General features: G+C 55.5%; 20 protein-coding genes. All 20 read right to left on the bottom strand.

Translation table 11 applies throughout. The annotated features are described in order from the left end of the window. Window positions 1–39: 39 nt before the first annotated feature. A complete protein-coding gene (gene mdh / locus NTX17_09630) occupies window positions 40–966 on the bottom strand; it encodes a malate dehydrogenase (GenBank protein MCX5801632.1) in 927 nt (308 codons plus the stop codon). Window positions 967–1,145: 179 nt separating this feature from the next. After that, on the bottom strand, window positions 1,146–3,554 hold the full coding sequence (locus tag NTX17_09635) for a vitamin B12-dependent ribonucleotide reductase (protein ID MCX5801633.1): 2,409 nt from the start codon (window positions 3,552–3,554) through the stop codon (window positions 1,146–1,148). A gap of 448 nt (window positions 3,555–4,002) precedes the next feature. After that, window positions 4,003–4,197, bottom strand: coding sequence for a hypothetical protein (locus tag NTX17_09640; protein MCX5801634.1), 195 nt, complete (start codon window positions 4,195–4,197; stop codon window positions 4,003–4,005). 298 nt (window positions 4,198–4,495) lie between these two features. Continuing rightward, a complete protein-coding gene (locus NTX17_09645; GenBank protein MCX5801635.1) occupies window positions 4,496–5,641 on the bottom strand; it encodes a multiheme c-type cytochrome in 1,146 nt (381 codons plus the stop codon). 39 nt (window positions 5,642–5,680) lie between these two features. After that, window positions 5,681–5,827, bottom strand: coding sequence for a hypothetical protein (locus NTX17_09650; protein MCX5801636.1), 147 nt, complete (start codon window positions 5,825–5,827; stop codon window positions 5,681–5,683). A 130-nt stretch (window positions 5,828–5,957) separates the two neighbouring features. Continuing rightward, a complete protein-coding gene (locus NTX17_09655; GenBank protein ID MCX5801637.1) occupies window positions 5,958–6,251 on the bottom strand; it encodes an HU family DNA-binding protein in 294 nt (97 codons plus the stop codon). Between the two features lie 115 nt (window positions 6,252–6,366). Beyond that, window positions 6,367–9,825, bottom strand: a complete 3,459-nt coding sequence (locus tag NTX17_09660) for a putative LPS assembly protein LptD (protein ID MCX5801638.1) — start codon at window positions 9,823–9,825, stop codon at window positions 6,367–6,369. Between the two features lie 144 nt (window positions 9,826–9,969). After that, window positions 9,970–10,947, bottom strand: a complete 978-nt coding sequence (locus tag NTX17_09665) for an ROK family protein (protein ID MCX5801639.1) — start codon at window positions 10,945–10,947, stop codon at window positions 9,970–9,972. A gap of 117 nt (window positions 10,948–11,064) precedes the next feature. Beyond that, on the bottom strand, window positions 11,065–12,177 hold the full coding sequence (gene ugpC / locus NTX17_09670; protein MCX5801640.1) for a sn-glycerol-3-phosphate ABC transporter ATP-binding protein UgpC: 1,113 nt from the start codon (window positions 12,175–12,177) through the stop codon (window positions 11,065–11,067). Between the two features lie 30 nt (window positions 12,178–12,207). Beyond that, on the bottom strand, window positions 12,208–13,575 hold the full coding sequence (locus tag NTX17_09675) for a bifunctional folylpolyglutamate synthase/dihydrofolate synthase (GenBank protein ID MCX5801641.1): 1,368 nt from the start codon (window positions 13,573–13,575) through the stop codon (window positions 12,208–12,210). Next, entirely contained in the window at window positions 13,556–14,458 is a 903-nt protein-coding gene (accD, locus tag NTX17_09680; GenBank protein MCX5801642.1) for an acetyl-CoA carboxylase, carboxyltransferase subunit beta, read from the bottom strand. Before accD ends, NTX17_09675 begins: the two co-directional genes overlap by 20 nt. Window positions 14,459–14,477: 19 nt before the next feature. Further along, window positions 14,478–14,990 carry a ribosomal protein S18-alanine N-acetyltransferase gene (gene rimI, locus NTX17_09685; GenBank protein MCX5801643.1) on the bottom strand — a complete coding sequence of 171 codons (513 nt, stop codon included), beginning with the start codon at window positions 14,988–14,990 and terminating at the stop codon, window positions 14,478–14,480. Beyond that, window positions 14,947–15,654, bottom strand: coding sequence for a tRNA (adenosine(37)-N6)-threonylcarbamoyltransferase complex dimerization subunit type 1 TsaB (gene tsaB / locus NTX17_09690; GenBank protein MCX5801644.1), 708 nt, complete (start codon window positions 15,652–15,654; stop codon window positions 14,947–14,949). The genes rimI and tsaB overlap by 44 nt, the downstream gene beginning before the upstream one ends. Beyond that, a complete protein-coding gene (tsaE, locus tag NTX17_09695) occupies window positions 15,651–16,121 on the bottom strand; it encodes a tRNA (adenosine(37)-N6)-threonylcarbamoyltransferase complex ATPase subunit type 1 TsaE (GenBank protein MCX5801645.1) in 471 nt (156 codons plus the stop codon). The genes tsaB and tsaE overlap by 4 nt, the downstream gene beginning before the upstream one ends. 34 nt (window positions 16,122–16,155) lie before the next feature. Further along, window positions 16,156–17,715, bottom strand: a complete 1,560-nt coding sequence (locus NTX17_09700) for a response regulator (protein MCX5801646.1) — start codon at window positions 17,713–17,715, stop codon at window positions 16,156–16,158. Window positions 17,716–17,730: 15 nt separating this feature from the next. Further along, window positions 17,731–19,011 carry a HAMP domain-containing sensor histidine kinase gene (locus tag NTX17_09705; GenBank protein MCX5801647.1) on the bottom strand — a complete coding sequence of 427 codons (1,281 nt, stop codon included), beginning with the start codon at window positions 19,009–19,011 and terminating at the stop codon, window positions 17,731–17,733. A gap of 73 nt (window positions 19,012–19,084) precedes the next feature. Continuing rightward, the gene (gene serS, locus NTX17_09710; protein MCX5801648.1) at window positions 19,085–20,356 is read right to left on the bottom strand and encodes a serine--tRNA ligase; all 1,272 of its coding nucleotides are present in this window, start codon (window positions 20,354–20,356) and stop codon (window positions 19,085–19,087) included. A gap of 41 nt (window positions 20,357–20,397) precedes the next feature. Then, window positions 20,398–21,318: a hydroxymethylbilane synthase gene (gene hemC / locus NTX17_09715; protein ID MCX5801649.1), complete on the bottom strand. Its 921-nt coding sequence runs from the start codon at window positions 21,316–21,318 to the stop codon at window positions 20,398–20,400. Window positions 21,319–21,502: 184 nt separating this feature from the next. Then, entirely contained in the window at window positions 21,503–22,525 is a 1,023-nt protein-coding gene (locus NTX17_09720) for an MraY family glycosyltransferase (protein MCX5801650.1), read from the bottom strand. Window positions 22,526–22,593: 68 nt separating this feature from the next. After that, the gene (locus NTX17_09725; GenBank protein ID MCX5801651.1) at window positions 22,594–23,634 is read right to left on the bottom strand and encodes a GDP-mannose 4,6-dehydratase; all 1,041 of its coding nucleotides are present in this window, start codon (window positions 23,632–23,634) and stop codon (window positions 22,594–22,596) included. Window positions 23,635–23,725 lie beyond the last annotated feature (91 nt).

Here is a 23,725-nt window from a genome sequence, read left to right on the forward strand (position 1 = left end):
TCCTCATCTGCAGCGCGCCTGCGCCATCCAAGCCGCCCCCTATATCTTTATGAGCTGCACGAGCTCGCGCACAGCATTCGCAGACTTGTTGAGCGCTGCCTTCTCCTCGTCGGTGAGCTTGAGCTCTATTATCTGCTCGACTCCGCTTGTGCCGATCTTGATGGGCACTCCCACGTACAAATCTCTTATGCCGTACTCCCCTTCCAGATAGGCCGCGCACGGGACAACTCTCTTCTTGTCCTTGAGCACTGACTCCACCATCTGCACCACGGCGGCGGAAGGAGAATAGTACGCGCTCCCCGTCTTGAGCAAAGCCACGATCTCGCCGCCGGCCTTCCTGGTCCTGCTGACGATGGCGTCGATCTTCTCCTTGGACATGAGCTCGGTTATGGGAACGCCTGCAACCGTCGTGTACCTGGGAAGAGGTACCATGTCGTCGCCGTGCCCGCCCAGAACCATCGCCTGAATGTCTTCGACGGAGACGTTGAGCTCCATGGAGACAAAGCATCTAAACCGAGCCGTGTCGAGAATTCCCGCCATTCCAAAAACGCGGTGTTTCGGGAACTTACTTACCATCTTTGCCACGTGGCACATGGCGTCGAGAGGATTTGAAACGATTATGAGTATGGCATTAGGCGAGTACTTACAGACTTGCTCGGTCACGCCTTGGACGATCTTCTTGTTCACGTCCAGGAGCTCGTCCCTGCTCATTCCGGGCTTCCTCGGGAGCCCAGCGGTGATGACAACGATGTCTGAATTCGCCGTATCTTTGTAGTCGTTGGTGCCCAGGATCTTTGTGTCGAAATCCTCGACGGGCCTCGTTTCCATCAAGTCGAGAGCCTTCCCTTGAGGCATACCCTCAACGATGTCGACAAGAACGATGTCGGCCAGCTCCTTTTCTGCTGCCCAGTGCGCAGCAGTAGCTCCAACGTTTCCCGCACCGACGATGGTCACCTTGTTCTTCATTGGCATCCCTCCTGAATGAACGGGTAGGTCCTCTGAAAGAGCCCGAGGCGCGCCTCAACCTCCCAAGGCAAAAGGGCGGCTGAGGCATCCAGCCACAAGTTGCAACTTGTTATTGTCCCTTGTGCTAGGCGATGTGTCAACAGAATTTTGGCGCGCTGATCGGGCCGGCGCCTTGTGGGTTATCCGCACCGCGAGAATCCGCAGAAATGGCAGACCAGGCAACCGCCTTCAGGTTCTACTTTGCCACCGCAGTCCGGACACGTGAGCTGCTGAATCTGCGTGTCCCGCGCCCCTTCTGACACGCCGCTGGAAGCGACCGTCGCGCCCGTGGAGCCGACCGCCCCGCCGCTACCGGGCTCACCCGAAGAGGGCCCAAAGCCCGAGCCGGAGGCAGAAGAGCGTTCGAGGAATCTCTCTATGGCCTTTCCTATGGCGTCGGGGCAGGAAAGGACTTGGCTGCCGTTGTCCCACAGGGGTTGAGGGCACCTTATTCCCTTCAATTGCGTGAGCGTAGAGCGGATGTCTATGCCCGACCTCAGAGCGAGAGAGACGAGCCGGCTTATGGCTTCCGTCTGGGAGGCGGCGCAACCGCCCGTCTTTCCGAGTCTGGCAAAGACCTCGAAGGGACCCTGCTCGTCTTCGTTCACCGTTACGTAGAGACTTCCGCAGCCCGTCCCGATCTTTTCCGTGGAACCTCTCGTGACGAGAGGTCGCGAACGTGGCGTCAGTCTTCCCCTGAGCCTTCCCCCGAGTTTCTTGTCCTCCCTGCCTATCGTGAGGACCTGCCGTTCCCGGCTCCCGTCTCGATAGATGGTCACGCCCTTACACTGAAGTCTGTAGGCAAGCATGTACGCGTTCTCTACGTCCGCGACGGTGGCGTTGCGACCGAAGTTTATGGTCTTTGAGACCGCGTTGTCTGTGTGCTTCTGGAATGCCGCCTGCATCCGAACGTGCCACTCGGGAGTGATGTCGTGCGCCGTGACGAAGACTCTTTTCACGTCCTCCGGAATCCCCTCGATGTCTTTGAGACTCCCTTTGGCCGCTACTGCCCTGGCAAGCTCTTCCGTGTAGAAGCCTCTGTCCTCCGCAGTTTTCCTGAACGCCTTGTTGACTTCGGGAAGTTCCGTGTTGTCCATCACATTTTTGATGTATGAAATTGCAAACAACGGCTCGATGCCACTCGAGCAATCCGCCAATATGCTGAGCGTACCGGTCGGCGCGATGGTCGTGGTGGTGGCGTTGCGCACCCTGGGAGCGCCTGGAGAGTCACTGGCGCTGCCCTTGAAGACGGGAAAGACACCCTTCTTCCTGGCAAGCTCGACGGAAGCCTTCTTGGATTCGGCTTGTATGAGGCTCATCACCTTCTCGGCAAGCTCAATGGCGTCCTGGGAGTCATACGGAATTCCCAACTTCAGGAGCATGTCCGCAAAACCCATGACTCCGAGGCCTATCTTCCGCGTGCCTCTGGACATCTTCTCAATGTCGGGGATGGGATACTTGTTCACGTCTATCACGTTGTCCAAGAATCTCACCGCAATCGGTATGACTTCTTGGAGTCTCTCAAAATCCACTTCTGTGCGGCCGTTGACGGTCCTCACCATTTTAGACAGATTGATCGAACCGAGGTTGCACGACTCGTAGGGCAGGAGAGGTTGTTCGCCGCAAGGGTTGGTGCTCTCTATCCTGCCGAGATGAGGCGTGGGGTTGTCGCGGTTGAGTCTGTCGAGAAAGACGACGCCCGGCTCGCCGTTTTTCCAGGCCATGAGGACAATCAACCTGAATACTTTCCTCGCCTTGAGTTTGCCGATCGCGTCGTTTGTTCGTGGGTTTATCAGGTCGTACTCTTCGTCCTTCTCGACCGCCTCCATGAACCTCTCGGTCACGCCGACGGAGAGATTGAAGTTGTTGAGACAGTTTTCCTTGTTCTTTGCTGTAATGAAATCGAGGACGTCGGGATGATCGACGCGAAGAAGCCCCATGTTGGCGCCCCTTCGCGTTCCGCCTTGCTTGATGGCATCCGTGGCAGAGTCAAACACTGTCATGAATGAGACCGGCCCGCTGGAGATACCCCGCGTGGAAAGCACGACGTCGTTTCTGGGTCTGAGTTTTGAGAAAGAGAAGCCCGTCCCGCCACCGCTTTTGTGAATCAGAGCGGTGTTCTTGACGGCTTCAAAAATGCTCTCCATTGAATCCTCGACGGGAAGAACAAAACAGGCAGAAAGTTGCTGCAGGTCGGCGCCCGCGTTCATCAGAGTCGGTGAATTCGGAAGGAACTCGAGCGAGGCCATGATCTCAAAGAAGTCCTTTTCTATCCTCGCTACTTCTTCTTGGTTCTCGTATCTCGCGTCCGACGAAGCTATGTTCTTCGCAACCCGCCGGAGCATCTCCTCGGGCGTCTCGATGAGTTTTCCGGCTTCGTCTTTCCTCAGGTATCTTCGTTCAAGGACTTTCGCTGCGTTTTCCGAGAAGCGGACTTCGGCTTCGCAGCTTCCGTGGCTGCACCTGGGGGGTTCAGTTCGGCGAGCAGATCTTCTAGCGACTCTAGATCTCATAGGAGCGCCCGGCGCATCCTGAATTGCCTTTGCCATCACTGCCACTCCCGAGCTCTATTGTAAAGAGAGATTGCTGGTCTAGAAGGTCCACGAAACGGAACCGGAATTTCCCCCGTGGAGAAACTCCGGCCCGAAACACTGCAGAACAAATCGACTTAACTCTATCTAGTGGCGAGGTGGACTATAGACACCCACATATAGTGGTGTCAAGAAAAATGTACTTTCACGTCCTGATATTGAGGTGTTTTTATAATCTCTTGGTATTACGTGGGTTATCGCCGCCGACGGAGTCGCACCGTGTGTTGAGAAGCCGACCTTTCGGCGATCCGAGATAAAGATATTTGTGATGTGCGCGGTGACAACGGAGGGTTCAGCGGAATTCTACAAAAAACTGAGGAAGAATCTGGAACATGAGGTTCCAGATTCTTCCTCGCTTATTGATGCCTGCTCATACAACTGACTCGCATACGGCAGGCTTGTTGGCTTAGTTACCTCCCGAAGTGGTCGTCGTAGTAGTGGTCGTCGTGGAGGTATCAACCGGAGCTGTCTCCGGAACTGGAGTGGTCTCCGTCGTCGTCGTCGTCGTCCCCTCCGGCGGCGCCTTCTTTGCGCAGCCCAGACCGGCGCAAAGGGTCACGACAAACAGGGCTATCAAAAGGATAGCTAGTGCCTTCTTCATTTCACGTATCACCTCCTTAAGCTCGCAACACCACGCAAAAGCGTCGTATTGTTGTGCTGTGAATCTTGATCTGAATTCCAGATGCTTCCGAAAAAAGGCATCTTGATGATGCCTACTACAACAAAGCAATAGAAGTTGTCAAAAGGTAGAAGCTACAGAATGGCTGTTTCAAAGTCAAGCTAAAAATTCGGGATTTCACGAAGTGAAGATCCGCGATTCGGAGCAAGGCCACAACTCTCTCAATACCAATATGTTACGAGGTGGGGGCGCGAGGCAACTAATCCCGCACACACATCCCTCAGTGCGAAATCTTCTTCACGTACGTCTTGTAGTTGAAATCGGGGCTTCTATCCTTCGTGTGGCACACAAGACACTTCTGTTCGCTCACCTGCTTGTAGCTTCCGTCCCTCTTGTGAGCGCTACCCATGCCGTGACAAGCCTCACATTGCACATTCTCCAACTCGACAGAAGAAGCCTTGCCAAATCCGGTGGGCTCTCCGTAGCCGGTCGTATGACAGGCCAGACACTCCGTCAAACCCTCACTGTTCGTCTTCGTGAGAGTCTCGTATGCGCGAGCGTGCCCCATCTTTGACACCTTCTGGTCTACACCTTCGTGGCATCGTCTACACGTCCCCTCACCGAGGTAGCGATCTTCGCCCGCTCTGGACAGAGACGCTTCCTGCTCCTGTCGCATTCTTTCGTCCGTCAGTTTTTTTTCCTGCTTGTTGTACTCTTGGATGACTGCCAGTACGAGTTTACCCTCACGTATTCTGCCGTCGAGCGGCACTTGTGTTCCTTCGTGAGATATTATGCCCTTCTTGCCCTCCAGTTTCAGGATCAGACGGCCCACGTACTGCGCCTTCGCCCCACCCGCCATGACCAGGGCATTACCTTCCTTGCGCGGCTCGATGAGAACGCTCGTGTTGTGACCGATCACAAGGACGTCGATCTGGGGGACTTCGTTGACCAGCTTCGTGCTCTTGGCGATGCCCATGTGGGCAAGCACCACCACTACGTCCACTTTCTTCTTCAGAGAAGGTATCAGCTTCTTTGCGGTCTCTACGGGATCAAGTATTACCAGACTGTCGGGCCTGCTTGCCGCTGGGGGCACGGAGAGCACGTTGTCGATGAGACCGACTATGCCCACCTTAACGTTGCCACGCTTGGTTATCAAGTAGGGCTGAACGACTGTCTTGCCGTTCCTGCGGTAAACGAGATTGGCGTTCACCAGGGGGACCTTTGTCTCACGCGCAGCATCAAGCAAGAATTCTGTCCCGAGCTCCAGTTCAAGCTCGCCGACGCACAGAGCATCGTATCCCATGAGACCCATGCAGCGGAGAACAACCTCGGCCTTCCTTTTCTCCAACTCGGAGTTGCCGCCGAAAGCGTCACCCGCATCCACAGAGACTACGTTATTGAAAGACGCGCGCATAGAGTCAATCAAGCCGGCCCGCCGGGCCAGACCACCCTTCTGGGACGAGTGTCAGCCACAGGGGGCAAGTTCTGAACGGGTGTCGTTAGTCGAGAGGATAACCAGAGTCTCTTCCTTGGCTTGCAGGACTGGCGGCATAAGTGCGAGCACCAGTGTGGCCGAGAGAAGAATGATGGGTGCAAGTCTCAGATGTTTCAACGTAAGCGTCACCTCCTGCATACTCAAGCGCATTACAGCATATAACTATAGCAGGCCTGAAGAGTGGGCGCAAGGAATTTGTGGCCGGCGCAGACGCAGCGGTGGGCACCCGCATCTCGTCAGGCTCGGATCAGGCTCGGACTCTCTCTTTGAGTGCTTTCCCAGCCTGAAACGCAGGGAATCTCGCCGCGGGTATCTTGATCCTCTCTCCAGTCTGGGGGTTTCGTCCCTCCCTGGCCTTTCGCTTCCTCGTCTTAAAGGTACCGAAACCCGTTATCTGGACTTTTCTCCGGCTCACGAGCTCACCAACTATGATCCCGCGCTTGGGAAGAGTGCTGAAAAGAGCGTCTATGGCCGCCTTTGCATCCTTGAGGGAGAGCCCGGTTCTTCTGGCAAGCTCCGCCGCAAGCTTCGTCTTGCTCATACGATTCACCTCCAGAAAACGTGAGAGAGGATGGTGCTTACGAAATGGCTTACTCGCAAGGTAGACGGAATCACACTATAACACCATGGCGTCGTTGTCAACACGTTCTCCAATACTACTGGGCCGTCCCACGCTCTACGTAGATTTCTTTGTGTGCCTTGATGTTGATCTTGAAGTAATACTCCCACTTTTGCCCCGAGAACACTCTCGTGAAATACGCTTCCCAACAATGGAGGTCCCTGTAGAGCGAGAATCTCTGGCTGATGATCTCCTTATCTTTCAAGTCATAGTGTGCGGAATACTGGACCCGCCAGTTGGGAGAAAGATCGAAGCCTGCATTGCCGTCGACCCAATAGCTGGCGCTCGCCCTGTCCTCGCCGCGGTTATAGCTGAAGGTGAAGGCGCCCTGCAGCGGAGGCAGGGAAATACCCTTTTCCTCAGTGTCCCCAGTGTCCTCATCAACTCCCTGCGCTGCGCTCTCCCCTTCCAGAACACGCTCTCCAGGGGCCGCCTCCTCCGGTTCTTCCCCACCACCCGCTTTTCCTCCGGTCTGGAAGGAAACGTTAGAAACAAGACTCATACTGGTCATGTGGAACTTCACGGGATCGTGGGTCAGAAATAGTTCCGAGGACAGGTTGTTTGTGGGTTTCAATCTCACAGAAGTGTTTATGTTCGAAAAGGCCTGTGAATTGTTCTTTTCTTTGTACAGAAAATCGTAGGAAGTGGAGACATTAAGATCCAGAAGGTCGTCCAGCTTTATCACCCTGTCCTTCCATTTCAATTTTGCCTGGAAGCGGTTGCTCAACGCCATTGAGAGAAGCTGGCTCTTACTCCACGAAGTCGAGATCGAGCTGAAACTGGGAAAACGGCTTCGTCTGGTGCCGTACTCGTCGACATAACTGTACTCCGGAAAATCGGGCTGGTAGGAAAACTGGAGGCTGGGCGAGAGAGAGTGCCTGATTCCGTCGAGTGGGCCAAGCCTCGGCATGAAGACACGATAGAGCGTGGCACTTCCTGTCATTGAAGCGCTCCAGACGCCCGAACGCTCATACTTGTTTCCAAGGAGATCCTTATCATACCAATTCTCGGTGTACGACAACCCTGGGGAAACGTTGAGAATCCCGAACAGCTTTCTCGCGTCCCTCAAGCTCAGACGCGTACTCATCCCGGAATGAGTGTCCTCACTCAATTCATATTTCTTGGATTCCGAAACGAGCACTGAAGACGCGCTGAGATACATGCTACTCAGCCAGGGAAGCCACCCCTTGTCCTTCCCGCCCTTGGAGGCCCTGCCAATCGCCTTGCTCTGTAACGACAGACTCACCTTGGGTCTCAACTCCGACCTCGTCAGCTCGTTCACGCCGTCGGTCGGGTCAGTGTTCATGTAGTCTGTTCTATCGTAGGCGCCGGTGAGCTGCGCTGAGGCCCAGCGCTTCGTTAGAGACATTTTCGAGCGCAATATTTGGTTCATGCGCTGCACGAAGTCCCTTCCTAATCCCCTATCCAGTCTGTAGGTCTTGTCGCTGACGAAATCCCCTTCCATGGAAAGATCGAGTCCTTCCCCCAACTTCTGGAGGTGACTGCCCCTGAGGTCCCACTGGGAGGTGCCGAGACCCTCATTCCGTGAGTATGAGGTGTTGAGGTAGCCCGACAGTTTGTAGCGAACCTCGTAGCGCCCCTCGAGATATCCAATCCAGCGAGGTGAGCTCTCGTAGTAGTCAATCCAGGCCGTGGCATCGGCGTACTCATTGACGGCCCAGTAGTAGCCGGCATTTCTGATAAACCTACCCTTGTTCGAGCTCAAGCCGAACTCCACCTGGGGAATCAAAAAACCTGAATGCCTTCCCGGTTTTATGGGAAATACATAGAACGGCAGAGCCAAGACGGGAATCTTCCTTACGTAGAGAATGAGCGGCTTCACGATCACCTTGTCGTTTGCGTAGACCTTCATTCGAGTGCCTGTGAAATGATAGTGCGGCTCCTTGAGCTCGCAGGTTGTGTAGTCACCCACCCTGACGTCGAGGATCTTGTCCCCCACCTTCCGAATCTGATCACCCGTGTAGAATCCCTTCTGAAATCTCGTGTTTCCGTGGAATATGGTGCCCCTTGCGCTCTCCAGGGAATACGTCATTCTGTCGCCCGTAACCTTCTGCTCGCCTTCCCAGAGGATGGGCTCTCCCGTGGCCTCGAGGCTCTGCTTGTCGGAATCAAACGCCACCTGCTCGGCTATCAGCCTGAGATTCTTGTACTTGAGTTCTGCCTGACCCGTGAGGTTTATGAGGTGTTCGCCCACGAAGAACTCTATTTTCTTCTTACTTGAATACTCGACCTCTTCTTGTTTCATGCTGTCGCCCGAGGCAGTGGAGAAATGGTACTTTCCTGAAGTCACTCCATCAAACGTCGCCTTGTAGGGCTTTCGGTCACGGACCTCCAGGTGCAGCGTCTCGCCGTCTGCGGTGTTCGAGGTGGGCTTGCGCCCTGCGGCGGAGAAGTATTCGCTGTGCGCGTGTCCGTAAACAAAAACCTCTTTGACTTCCTCGTTGTCCATCAGGATGCGTATGGAGTCTCCGCGCACAAGACTCGTCTCGGCCTCTTGGCCGGCGGGCGCTCTGTAGAAAACCTGCGCATTTTCAAAGACCTTGACGGTGCGGATCTGATCTCCGTCCGTGAGAAGTTCGAGCGAATCCCCCAGAATTTCTCCATCTTTGTCCCACGCACGCGGCTGTCCGGACAGCGCTGCTCTGTTCTCGTTCCTGAAGAACTCCGCCAGTTGGCAGGTGGCTTCCATGTCCTCACGATTTATGTGAACGCTGCCTCTGGCCTTGAAGATATCCTTGTCCATCAGGAATTCCATTTCCTCTCCAACGACGACCGTTTGCTTTCCCTTCTTGTCGGTGGAGACCAGCTTCGGGCTTGAGGTAACCAGTGCAACCTTCGTGTTTCTGTTGTACAGCGCCTGGCCGCCTGTGACGGTGGCGTCGTTCGGCCTGTCAAAGGCCGTGACGTTGCCCGTTGCCTCGACCAGCTCGGTGTCCCTGTGGTAGACGATCCTGTCCGCGTCAATCTTCCTCGTGCTGTCCACCATGGTGACATTTCCCGAGACCACAGCCACGTTTTCTCTCCTGCGAAACTCGGCCACCGCACCGGTCAGGGTGACGTCGGCGTTCTTGATGTGAACGTTCTCCTGAAGCGTGGCCACCTGAGTCTCGAGAGAATATGTGGCTCTCCTAGAATTCATTATGGTCTCTCCGTCAACGATCCTCACGCCGCCGCCGAGCGTGGCTATCCGTGAATTGCGGAAGTATATCCCCGTCGCGCCGGTTGCCGCCGTGGTGCCATGCACGATGCGAACATTACCTTCAAGAAGAAGAAAGTCCTCCCCGGTCTCTCCTTGCCCCTTCAGGTTGTCGGCGGAGATCTGGAAGGGTATCTCTTCCTCTGCTTGAGCCGAATCCTGTGCAGATTCGGTCGTGGCAGGTTTCTGGAGAGGCGCTGTGACGGTCGTCTGAGCAGAATCCTGGGACGTCTTTGGGTCGGCTCCCTGAGCCGTGGCGACACCGGGAGAGAGCGGCATGAGCAAACTCAAGGACAGGAAGAGAAACAGACAGAGGAAGGCGCAGGAAGACCGGCAATAAAACGGGCGGACGGACGGGCAGATCGACCGGAGAAATCGTGATCTGCGGGAGGCCGTGACGGGGCGAAGCCGCTTGTGCATGACTCAGTCTTCCTCGCTCGTCAACACCATCATGGCTGCGCCAATGACTCCCGCGTCATTACCAAACCGCGCAGGTACTATCTCGACGCACTTGCTGGAGGGCGCAATCGCTCTCCTGGTCACGGTGGCCTTCACCGCCCGGAACAGTGGCTCGCCGGCGTTCGACACCCCGCCGCCTATTACTACGATCTCGGGATTGAGGAGGTTTATTGCGCCCGCAAGCGCTATGCCAATGTACTCGCCGGCTTCTGCGAACACTCTTTCCGCGATCTCGTTACCTTCCTTCGCCGCCTCGCCAAGGTCTCTTGCAGTCAGATCGTCCAGAGACCCGAGACCCATAACCTCCCACTCCTTCTGTTTACCCTCCTCCTGTATCAAAGTTCTCGCTCTGCGTACGATTTGCCCGCTTCCGGCAAAACTCTCAAGACAACCTCTGTTGCCACACGAACAGATCGGCCCGTCCGGATCAATTGTGACGTGGCCGATCTCCCCGGCAAAACCGCAACTGCCGGTGTACATTTCACCGTTGAGCTTGAGTCCTCCCCCGACTCCGGTTCCCAGTGTCACGAACACGGCGTTAGTTGCGTCCTTCGCGGCCCCATAGAAACCTTCGGCGACACTGAAGACATTGGCGTCGTTGTCCAGCGTGACCTTGACGCGAAGCTCTTGAGAAAGCAGGCCCGCGAGCGGTGTGTCTCGCCAACCCGGGAGGTTAGGTGAGATCTTGACTATTCCAAGGCGTGTATCGATTAGACCCGCGCACCCGATGCCTATTGACGGCAGCTCTATTTGCGCTTCACGTCCAAGTTCTCTCACTGCACCAGAGAGTCTTGCTACGACTGCTTCGGGTGCTTCTTTGGGACTCATGGGGAGAAGGCGCCGGCCGAGGACTCTGGGACCCTCGGCAACCAGAGCAACCTTGATGTACGTGCCACCGACATCCACACCGATTGCAATGGGGTTCTCGCGTGAAGATGACATAGCGAAATCTCCCGAGGCGTGGCCTACTGGCCTGACTCGTCAGTTTAGTTCTTCACGACAGAGCATCTCCGGCGCAGGCAGAGATCACCTTCCTGGCGACACGCTCTCACAAACGGTTCATCCTCGAGGAAGTGCGATTTTTGCTTCGCTTCTAGAATCAAAGACGTGTGCCCTCGAAGCCGGCACAAAAAGCCTCACGGATGCAAGTCGCACCGGAATCTCTCTGCCCGTTGCTTTATAAACGATGGGGGTTTTGCCCACGCCAACATGCACCACCGCCTCATTTCCGAGAACCTCAACAAGATCCACGGTCCCCTGAGCCAACTCCAGAAACTTCGTGTCTGTGGGCCGCTCCGTGACGATGTCTTCGGGCCTCGCGCCGAGGCTTATCTCGCAATGTGGACACGCCTGCATGATGGAGCCGAACTCGGGAGGAAGCCCGACAGACATGTAGGGAGACCTGAAGAACAGCTTACCGTCGACCTCTTCAATCGTTCCCTCTACGATGTTCATCGAGGGAGTGCCGATGAAACCTGCCACAAACCTGTCCGCCGGATTGCGGTAGACCTCGAGGGGTTCGTCAATCTGCCTCACGACTCCCTTGTTCATCACGGCTATCCTTTGCCCCATGGTCATGGCCTCTGTCTGGTCGTGCGTGACGTAGATCATCGTGACGCCCAGCTTGGCATGGAGTTTCACGATTTCCGCGCGCATCTGGACTCTAAGTCTTGCGTCGAGGTTGGAGAGAGGCTCGTCAAAAAGGAATACCTTGGGATGCCTCACTATGGCTCTGCCGACGGCGACTCTTTGCCTCTGTCCGCCGGAAAGCTCTTTCGGCTTTCTCGAGAGCAGGGAGGCGATTTCGAGAATCTCTGCGGCCTCCTGGACTCTTCGGTCTATCTCTGCCTTTGCGAACTTCCTGAGTCTCAGGCCGAAAGACATGTTGTCATACACGGTCATGTGAGGATAGAGAGCGTAGTTCTGAAAAACCATGGCGATGTCGCGGTCCTTGGGGGCCACGTCGTTGACCAACGTGTCGCCGACGTAGACCTCTCCCTGGCTGGGCTGCTCCAACCCCGCCACAATTCGCAGGACGGTCGTCTTTCCGCAACCGGAGGGACCGACCAGGACCAAGAGCTCCTTGTCCCTCACGTTGAGACTCACGTCGTCAACGGCCACGACTCCACCTGCAAATGATTTCGTCACACCTTTGAGGACTACTTCTGCCATCTCACGTTCTCCCTTGAGTACGCGTGCTCCCTAAATGCACTCCCTGACGCCAATTCCCAGACAATCCATCGCTTCGCCAACAGTATAGAAGGAGCCCGTCACACATACAAGCTCATCGTCGCCGGCAAGAGAGAAGGCCTCATCGAGGGCCCGGGGCACGCTGTCCTTCACGCTCCATTTGGAGAATGTGGACGGCCCCTTGCTCTTGAGTTCGCACGCAGGAAGCGCCCGGGGAGTGGAGGCTTGCGTGAACACTACGTGCCTGACGCGGGGCAAGAGGCGTTTCAGAAATGTCTTGTGGTCCTTGTCCTGAACCATACCCACTACCGCCACCACGTTCTTACCCCGGTAGATTGTGGCCAGGGCTTCACTCAGCGCATTCCCGGCATCGGGATTGTGGGCGACGTCAAGAAGAACAAGCGGCTTCCATCCCCGTTCTTCGAGCCTTCCTGGCCACTCGGCGTCTCTCAAGCCTGCCTCGATGGCCTCTTTGCCTATTGTGATCCCGCGGTTTTCCAGATGCGAGCAAGCGAGAAGCGCGCAGCCCGCGTTCCTGATCTGGCGCTTACCTCTCAGACGTAAGTAAAGGTCGGTCCAGCGGGTTTTGTACTCGCAACCATCGGCGGCGTGAACATTACCCGGTTGTGGGCCGCGACGTGTCGGGCTGCGACGCGCCGATGAGGCGGTGGCGGAAAAGACCGTGCCCGCTCGCGACACAAAACGCGACCTGAGCCTTATGTCCCTGCCCACTACAGAAAGTGGTGAGGCGAGAGAAGTAGATATTTCGGCGAGCGCCTCAAGCGCCTCACCTCGGGCACCGGTGACGACCGGGCGCCCTTTCCGCATTATCCCCGCCTTTTCAGCGGCGATCGCGCGCAACGTGGTGCCCAGGATACTACTGTGCTCTACGGCAATCCCGGTAATGATCGAAACCAGCGGGCTCAGGACGTTCGTGGAGTCCAGTCTCCCTCCGAGTCCCACTTCTGCAACAACAAGCTCCACCTTTGTGTCCTTGAAATGTTTGAAGGCAAGTGCGGTGATCGTCTCGAAGAAGGAATGCCCGCCCTTTTCGGCGATGGGAACAAGAAATCTCAGCAACTCTCCGGCTTCATTCCTGGCAATGCACTCGCCTGAGATTCTTATCCTCTCTCTGAAGTCGATGAGGTGGGGAGACGTGTAGAGGCCGACGTTGTAACCGGCGGCTTTGAGTATCGAGGCGATGAGAGAGCACGTTGAACCCTTGCCGTTTGTGCCAGCCACGAGAACAGAGGGAAAGTGTCGTTCCGGCCTGCCGACTGTCTTGAGTAACGTCCTTGTGCCGTCCAGGCTAAACTTCATTCCTCTCTTTTGGAGAGAGTAAAAGCGCCCGACCAGCCTGTCATACTCCGTTCCCCTCATTTTTCTCCCACAGGCGCGTGCTCTTCCAAAAGAGATTCAGCAATCCCACGACTGTCGACTTGAGTTCTTTTCGCTCCACGATCATGTCTATCATGCCATGTTCCAGGACAAACTCAGACCTCTGAAAACCCGGGGGAAGCTCCTGGTTTATGGTTTGCTCGATGACTCTCGGTCCGGCGAAGCCTATCAGGGCGCCAGGCTCCGCTATGATGACGTCACCGAGTGAGGCATAGCTTGCAGAGACGCCGGCAGTCGTGGGATTCGTGAGGATCGAAATGAAGGGGATTCCCTTCCGGGCAAGCATGGCGAGGGCAACGGAGACTTTGGCCATTTGCATCAGAGACAGTATTCCTTCCTGCATGCGCGCCCCGCCAGACGTCGAAACGATGATGAGAGGAATCTTGGATGTCAGGCAGTATTCGACCAGGAGCGTGATCTTCTCGCCCACGGCCGACGCCAGCGTGCCGCCCATGAAGGAAAAATCCATGGCAGCCAATCCAGTCGGATGCCCCCCCACAGAGGCGCGACCGGTGGTCACCGCCTCCCTGAGCCCTGTCTTTTCCTGTGCCTGTTTGATTCTTTCCACGTAGCGTTTGGAATCACGGAACTTGAGCGGATCACCCGATACTATATCGGAGAAAAACTCCTCGAAAGCACCGTCGTCACCCAAGAGGTTGATGTAGGCCCATCCAGAGATTCTGAAATGATAACCACACTTGCGACACACCCAGTGGTTTCTCTCCAGTTCTTTGTGATAGATGAACTCCTGGCACTTTTCACACTTCGTCCAGAGACCGTCCGGCATCTCCCGCTTCTTCTTGGGCCTGAGCCCTTCGCTTGTTCTCTCGAACCAAGAAAGTTCTTTCTCGCTATCTTCGACCAACTGAGATCTCCCCGCCGGGTTACACTTCATCAACCGGCACAGTTTTGTCTCGCAACATTACAAAAGCGTCTTCCCTATTGTCAACGTAGTAACCGCGACGCATGGATACGGCTCTGAAGCCGAAGTTCCTATACAGCCTTATTGCGCCCACGTTGGAAACTCTCACTTCCAGAGTCATCCTCGTAACCATGCGCGCGTCGGCTTCTTCGATCAATCTCTTCATGAGCCCGGTGGCTACTTGTCTTCGTCTCAGTTCCGGATTGACGGCAATGTTACCCAGATGGGCTTCGTCGAGCACGAACCAAGCGACAAGGTACCCTGCAAGCAATCCTTCCAATCGTGCAACAAGAGATAGAGTTCCCGCCCCCTCCTTGATCTCATCCACGAAGGCCTGCCTTGACCAGGGAGATGGAAATATCAGGCGCTCCATCAGCCCGATCTCGTCGACATCCTCGATTCGCATTGGCCTGATGAGGAGGCCGGGAGTCTCATATTCGCTCCTTTCTGAGTTCTGCGTCCGAACGCCTGACATAGATTGGCTCCACCCTTTCTACATCTTCGATCTTACCCTGTCTCAGTAAGTCCAGCGCAAGCATTCCCACGCAAGAGGCTCGCGGGATGCCTAAATGATACGGAGGAAAAAGAGACCGCCCTCCGATTCTCGTTTCGACAAACTCGCGGCAAAGGCCGACTCCATCGCCGAGAAACGCCACGTTGCCTTCGGCCATCGTCGCAAGAAGCGAACAAAGCTCAATAGCAGCCTTCTCGGGGTGAGCAGCCCGGCATTCCACGAGCTTCTCCTGCCGGCCGATCCCGTCCCGGTAGAGAGAATAAAAAACCTCTCCCCTCTTGGCGTCTATGATGGGACAAACGTACTGGCAGAGGCCGACAACATTGTAGGCAATGACGTCGAGTGTCCCCACTCCCACGAGCGGCTTGCCCAAGGAAAACGAAAGTGCCTTGGCAGTGCTCAATCCTATGCGGAGTGCGGTGAAAGAGCCGGGGCCGAGCGAGACGGCGATGGCGTCTGCCGACGACATCTCTATGCCGGCTTGGGAGAGCATCCTTTCGAGCATCGGAAGGACGCTCTCGCAGTGTCCCTGAGGTACGAACATGCACTCCTCGGCACGCAGGCTTCCTTCTTCCACCGCCGCCACACTACCGAAGGTGGCGGACGTCTCGATTGCGATTATCATCGATTCCCCGACGTGAGTATGTCTTCCACTATTCTCTCGTGTCTCTCTGCGCTTGCTTTGAGCGTTATTCTGCGTGTCTCCTCACCGGTCATCTCGATACTGATGTCAAGCGACGCTGGCGGCAAGAGAGGACCGAACTTGTCCGCCCACTCTATAAGAGTGATCGAATCGGAATAAAGAACTTCCTCCCAGCCGAGCGTCGCAAGCTCTCCCATGCGCTCTATTCTGTAGAGGTCAATGTGATAGACGTCTACGGGGCCGCGATAGCGATTCATGAACGTGAAGGAGGGGCTTCTAGTCCTCTGCGCTATTCCGAGTCCCTCGCATATTCCTCTGACAATAACGCTCTTCCCCGCTCCGAGCTCTCCCCTGATTCCGACCACGTCACCGCGCACGAGGCTGCGGCCGATCTTCTTGCCCAGAGAAAGAGTCTGCTCTTCGCTTCCGCTGTCAACTACTGCCTGCAACGCGACCTCCGCGGAACTGCAGTCCTACCACGCGCTATTTGGGTTCCAACGTGATGCACGGCAATATCATTTCTTCGAGAGATATCCCGCCGTGTTGAAAACTCCCCCTGTACTGTCTCTCGTACTCGTGGAACTTGGTAGGATAAACAAAATAGTAGTCTTCTTTCGCGATAATGTAGTTCTTGTTGAAACCGTCGGCGGGAAGCTTGAATCTCGCCGGATCTTTCACGTGCAAGGCCTGTTTCTCGTCGCACACAAGGTTGTTGCCGAACTTGTATCGCAGATTCGTCGAAGTCGCTCTGTCCCCGTACACGAGGGCGGCCCTGTTTCCCAATATCGAGCCATGATCGGTGGAGAGTATGATGATTGCCTCCTGCTGAGCCATGGCTTTCATTATGTCGAAAAGCACCGAGTGGCTGAACCAGGACTTCATCAAGGATCTGAAGGCCGATTCGTCGGGAGCCAGCTCTTGCAGGATTTCGGACTCAGAGCGACCGTGTGCCAGTATGTCAAGGAAGTTGAAGACAAACGCCGCAAAAGGAATCGAGAGATAGGTGGAGACTTGCCTCCTCACGGCGTTGGCTTCTTCAGTATTGTACACCTTGACGTACCGCGGGCCAGGGTTGAGCCTTGTCCCCAGCCTGTTAAGCTGGGCCTCCATCAGGCTTCGTTCGAACTTGTTCCTGCTTATCTCCTCGGGAACATTCTCTTGCCAGTACTCGGGATACCTCTGGGCGATTTCTTGCGGAAAGAGACCACTGAAGATTGCATTCCTTGAATACGGTGTGGCAGTAGGAAGAATGGAGTAATAGTATTCCTTCGAGACGTTGAAGTAGGTCTCGAGCAGAGGTTCGATCTTGAACCACTGGTCCAGTCGCATACAGTCTATCACGATGAAATAGACTTTCTTCTTCTGCTTCAAGTGCGGAACTATGAATCTCGAAAAGAGCGAAGGAGAAAGGGGGGGACCGTCTGAACCCGAGAGCCAGCTCACATAGTTGGCCTCCACGAAGTGGCCGAACTCGACGTTGGCCTCCTTCTTCAGGTCTGCTTGTGACTGCTTCAGACCGGGATCCTCCACGTCATCAAGTCTCACGTCCCATGAGGAGAGGACGACGTGAAGCTTCGCCCAACCTCTCCAGTCCAACCCCGTGGCCCGCAGGGCCTGAAGACGATTGAACTCTTCAACGTATTCTCTGGTGAGTTGGTCGTCCAGGAGCCTTCTCGATTCAAGAACCTGCTTGCACGCCGTGAGAATCTGCGTGGGATTCACAGGTTTTATGAGATAATGGGCGATTCTCTTCCCAATGGCCTCGTTCATGAGCTGTTCTTCTTCGCTCTTCGTTATCATTATGATCGGCACACTGGGGTCTATGTCCTTTATGCCTTTCAACGTTTCGAGCCCGCCGAGGCCGGGCATCATCTCGTCGAGAAGGACGACGTCGAACTTCTGCCTCGACACCATTTCGATGGCGTCTTCACCGTTGGCAACGGGAGTGACTGAGTAACCTCTCCCTTCCAGGAAAAGCATGTGAGATCTCAGAAGGTCAATCTCATCGTCAACCCAGAGGATCTTTCTTTTTTCTGTCGCCAATGCCTCACCTTCTCCTCAAACTGGAAAAGCCATGGCCACGACCGTGCCTTTCCCAGGCTCGCTTGATCTTATCCAAATCCTACCGCCGTGATATTCCTCGATTATCCTTCGGGCGAGCGTGAGCCCAAGCCCCCATCCTCTCTTCTTGGTGCTGAAGCCCGGAAACAACGCCCTCTGTTGCTCGGAAGGTGTCATCCCTTTACCGTTGTCACTGAGGATGATCTCGACCGTCTCCTGGTCGGGATTTCTTCTGATCGTGATTTCGATCCTGCCCCCGGTTGTGTCGGTGGCGTCGACGGCATTCTTCAGCACGTTCTCCACGGCCCACTCCATCAGTTCCCTGTTAATGTTGAGGAACGGGACGGTCTCGTAGTTCTCGACTACCTGAAGCTCTCGACCAAGCTTGGGAAGTCTGGTTCTCAAGTACTGCACGGCCTCCGCCACGACGGGCACCACATCCTGGAGCTGGAGCTTCGGCATCGAGCCGATGCTCCCAAAGCGACTGGCCACTTTCTCAAGCCTCTCCACGTCGCCGTCGAGCTCGTCAACGAATTGATTGAAGAGCGACCTCTCTATGGTCACGGGCGCGTTGGCTTCTCTTGCCTTGTCCACCAAGTCCTTTATGACTTCAAGCCAACCCATGAGCGAAGAAATGGGAGTTCCAAGTTGATGAGCAGTCTCCCTCGCCATTCCCACCCAGATGAATCTCTGTTCGCTCACTTTGACGCTTCTGAAACCTACGTAGCCTAGTCCCATGAATAGAAACACCGCCGCGAGCTCGACCAGAGGAACCCACCTCAGTTCGGTGGCAATCTCGCTCTTGCCATAATGCACGTAGCCCAATACGCCCTTCCCTGCCGGAGACACCATCGGTATTGGCGGGTTAACCTTGTCCAGTTCATGTACAATCTCGACTATCTCACGAAGCGGACCAGGGGGAGGATCGGCGGGATTCATCTTCGCCGTTTCCTCCGCTGACACCGTATCAACCGATATTCCGATCCTGGCCCACGCGTAAGGCCTTCCCTGGACGTCGGTGACTACTACAGGGAAATTGATTCTCCTTATGACCTCGTTGTAGATATCTCTGAGCTGTTTGTTTTCAGAGGCAGGTATTGTGGCCACCGCGCAGAAATGGGCAAAGACCTCGGAGAGCGTGTCCGTCTGTTCCTCAAGCTTGCGGACCATTCTACTCGTATAAAGGAAGACTACAGTGACAAGAAGGCTCGTCCCGAGGAATAGATACGCCTTCAGCAGTTGGGTGCCACCGGGCTTCTTTTCGATCGTGCTTGCCAAGAAAATCACCGCCACAGGTTAAGTCGGGAAGAAATCTTCATCGCAGCCGGATCTATCATGAATCGAAAACCTGTCAGGAAATCTCTTCCAGGCCGTCCATGTACGGGACAAGGACAGGGGGTATCCTTACTGTGCCCCGCGGAGTTTGAAAATTCTCCAAGATGGCCACAAGCGTTCGCGGGAGAGCCAAGCCTGAGCCGTTGAGGGTGTGCACGTACTCGAGCTTTTTTCCCTGTCGCGTCCTGTACCGTATGGTCATTCTGCGTGCCTGGAAGCTCTCGAAATTGCTGCAAGACGAGACTTCCAACCATCTTTCTTCGGCGGGCGCCCATGCTTCGAGATCGTAACACTTCGAGGCAGCAAAGCTCAGATCGCCCGAGCACAGGAGCATTACCCTGTAGGGGATCCCCAGAAGTTGGAGAATTTTCTCGGCACAGTTGGTGAGACTCTCAAGCTCGTCGTACGAGCTTTCGGGAGTCACAAACTTGACCATCTCGACCTTGTCAAACTGATGGACTCTGACTATGCCTCTCGTTTCCTTGCCGTAAGAGCCGGCCTCCCTCCTGAAACTGGGGCAGTAGCCGACCAGCTTGATGGGAAGCGTATCTTCCTCGAGTATCTCGTCCCTGTAAATGTTGGTAATTGGTACCTCTGCGGTCGGGTTGAGGAAAACGTCATCCTTCTCGCAAAGGTACATGTCTTCTTTCAGCTTCGGCAGTTGCCCCGTCCCGAACAGACACTCTCTTCTCACAAGAATCGGAGGCCACACTTCCGCAAACCCATGCGAGCCAGTGTGAACGCTGAGCATGAACCTGATGAGCGCCCTCTCGAGCTTGGCTCCCACACCCCTGAGCAGAATGAAGCCCGAACCGCTTATCTTGGAAGCGCGCGCAAGATCAAATATACCCAGCGACTCCCCTATTTGCCAATGAGGCAAAGGCTTGAAGTCAAGCTTCGGAATCTCGCCGAAGCGGCGCACTTGCACGTTTGCAGAAGGGTCGTGACCGACGGGGACGGAAGAATGGGGAACGTTTGGAATCGTGGCCTGAATGCAGTCGAGATGGTCTTCCATTTCCTCCAGCTCCCCCTCCATCTCTTCCATCCTCTGAGAGAGTTGTTTCACTTCATCGAGCTGGGGCAGCGCCTCCTGCCCTCCTCTCTTCAGCTTTCCGATCTCTTCGGAGAGCACGTTCTTCTTGTGCTTGAGTTGATCTAGCTCGGAAAGGAGCCGGCGACGATTCTCGTCAAGCCGCAGGAAGCCGTCCAGGTCGACGCTGTCACCCTTGTCCAGTATCGCGCGACGCACGTCATCGGGCTTCGCGCGAATGAGCTTTCTATCCAGCACCGTGAGATTCTCCTCCATCCTTTTTGCGACGCGGACTCTCGTCAGATCCCGAGACTCGCGAGAATAGAGCTGCCGCCTTCTTCGAGAATCCTTTCTGCCAGTCTGGAGCCTATTTCTCTCTCCTGACCCAGACGTCCGGTCTCCGTGTCTTTGAAGAGGTGCTTCCCGTCGGGGCTTGCAAGAAAGGCTTCCACGACGAGCTCGTTGCCGTTTGTCCTGCCCAGCGCTCCCGCAGGAAACCAATTCGACCCACCCAGGGCGTCGAGAAAACAGAGCTCGGCCTTGATTTCTGCCCTCGAAATCGGATCGTCCATGTGCTTCACCAGTTTCAGTATTCCCTGCTCGCCCCTCCTGATCTCAATGCACAAGGAACCCTGACCCACGGCGGGAAGGCAAACCGACGTGGTGAATACCTCTGTCACCTTGTCTTGCCAGCCCATGCCTTCTGCATCCGCGGCAGAGATGACAAAGGCGTCAAAAACGCCCGACGTCATCCTCTTCATCTGGGCCTCCATCTCCACGCCCGTCCAGACGAGCTCGAGGTCAGGACGATAATGAAGAAGCTGCGCTTTTACCCTGAGACTTCCGGTGGCCACTCGCGATCCGAGCGGAAGCTCATCCAATATCTGGTTGTTCGAACACACAAGAGCGTCAAAAGGCGTGAGCCGCTTTGTGACAGCCGCTATCTGCAGTTGGGCTGACGGATCCCGAATCACGTCTCTAGTGCTCAGAACTGCGATGTCTATCTTGCGCTCGACGAGTGCTTTCTCCAACTCGTTGGGACCGACCTCGTCGGGCTTTTCCTTACATTCGTTCCTGTGCCCTTGCTTGAAAGAAATCGTGACGAGTTTGAGGCGCGAATCGGGGGCAAAACGCTCGAGGGTTTTGAGAACTCTCTCTCCGTTGATCGAGTCCAACTTGCCGGGGCCGATTCCAATCGCGACGGAACGTACGGGACGCATTTTGTCTATCCTCAGGTTTCCCTCGAAAAAGTGCGAAGAGGCGCGCAATGCAAAACTAAAATTAACATAACGAACAGGCACAGTCAATGCGATTGCCCCGACTGGCAAGCCACCTTCGTTGGAGTGGGCGCTCACGCTCGAGCGAGGACGGTCACTTTGAGGGGCGGGCTCTCTGCGAGGGTGGTCACCGTGTCGCCGACTCTAGAGGAGGCGTGTTGCTCGCCACCTTTTCGAGACGCAGGCCGAGAAGGATAAAGCACGCGAAGACTGCCGCCAGTACGGAAAAGGAAAGAGCCGGACTCCCGAAGCCGTCGACGAGGAGTGCGATCCCGCCCAATGTCAGGCAAAGCGCGTAAATCACGAGGGAGGTCTTGCGAGGAGAAAGAAGTAATGAGGCCAGCCTGTGTGACGAATGATCCTTGCCTCCTTGATAGAACTTGCGGTGTTCCTTGATTCTGACAACGGTGACGAAGGACATATCGAAAACCGGGTATCCCAGGACGATCAATGGGGCGACCATCGCCTGCAAGTCGGCGCTCCCTGCAGCCATGATGGAGAGCGCGCTGAGCAGGTAGCCCATCGGCAGGCTTCCTGCGTCGCCAAGAAAAATCTTGGCAGGAGCAAAATTGAACTTGAGAAACCCCAGGGAAGCTCCGCACGTCGCTCCCGCGATGATTACTCCCACCCACTGCTTGTTAAGGGCAAGGAGAAGAACGAACGCCAGAGAAGCAAGCCCGGTCACGCCACTCGCGATGCCATCCATGTTGTCGAGGAAGTTCATCGCGTTCATTATCGCGACCACCCACACCACGAGAAAGGGAAAGAGCAATCCGGCGTCCGTCCAACCGCCGGCGTAACAAGCAGTAACGAGAAGCGATCCACAGACAAACTGACCCAAGAGCTTCCATCGAGCCTTCATCCCGTTCTTGTCGTCGTACATTCCCAGTGAAAAGGACGACAGAAGACCGATGATGAGGATGACTTCCGCGGTCTCGATCAGAGGGCCTACCACCAGACGAGTCAGTAGCCACGCTGCGGTGACGGAAGCTGTGAACGCGACACCGCCGAGGAGAGGGACTGCCGAACGGTGGTACCTCTTGCCGTCCGGCATGTCAAAAAACGAGCATCTGACCGCAACGGCAATAGCGAGGGGAGTCAAAAGAAGCGAGAGAACAAGTCCCAGAGGCAAGGCTACCAGATAGAACATCGCCGGCTAACCTGTACGAGACACCAACGTCGGAACTCTTAGCAAGGCGTGGACGGACAACTGATGTGTCAAGCGTCTTCGGCCGTCGTAAGAGCAAAGACGTGAGGGATGTTCACGGAAGAAAGTCCCTGCGGCGGCGCAACGTCAAGCCGCTGGCAAGTATGATTGATGGTAAGGACAAGGAGCTCGTCAAGTGAGACACTGGGCCTATAGCCGACGAGCGCCCCTATCTTGGAAAGATCCGGGACTCTCCTTCTCATGTCATCAAAGCCAGGGTCGTAAGCTTCTTCGTAGGGAACATAGACGATGGGAGAAGAGCTACCTGTGATTTCCTTTATCTTCAGCGCGAGATTCTCAATCGTGATTTCTTGATCGGAGCCGATGTTGAACACCTCTCCAACCGCATCCTGATGCTCGCTAAGAAGAAGCACTCCTCGCACGACGTCGCCAACGTAGGAAAAACATCTCGACTGCTGGCCGTCGCCGTACACCGATATCGGCTCGCCCTGAAGGGCCTGAAGGACGAACCGCGGCACCACCATACCGTAGTCTCCAGTCTGCCTGGGACCACAGGTGTTGAAGCACCTTACAATTACCGTAGGCAAGCTTTTCTCACGCCAGTACGCGAGGGCAAGAAACTCGTCCACGGCCTTACCCGTGGCGTAGCTCCATCTCGAAATTGCAGTCGGACCCAGGACGCGGTCATCAGACTCTCTGAAAGGAACCGAGTTCCCCTTCCCGTACACCTCCGAGCTGGAGAAGAGAATCACCTTCTTCCGGCCTGCACAGGCCTCTTCCAGCACCACTTCGCTACCCCTGATGTTGGTCACGAGCGACTTCAAGGGATGCTTCACCACGTATTTCACGCCTACAGCGGCGGCCAGATGGAAGACCATGTCGCAATGCGTGATTGTCTCTCTGACAAGCTCCTTGTCGAGGACGCTCCCGTAGCACCAGTGAAAGCGGCGGTTTTCCTCGAGGTGGGTGATGTTTTCCTTTCGTCCTGTGGATAGGTCGTCTATCACCCAGACTTCGTCACCCCTGCAAAGCAGGGCTTCAACAAGGTGCGAACCGATGAATCCTGCACCGCCAGTGACCAGAACTTTCATAGAAAGCCTACCTCCGTAGTTCTTGGAGAAAAGAGCGCGGTGAAGCCCGCCCCGAGGCCCACAACGCTCGTCAGGCTTGGCCACAACTGGC

Source organism: Candidatus Eisenbacteria bacterium (genome assembly GCA_026388185.1).
Classification (GTDB): domain Bacteria; phylum Eisenbacteria; class RBG-16-71-46; order JAFGJU01; family JAFGJU01; genus JAPLKG01.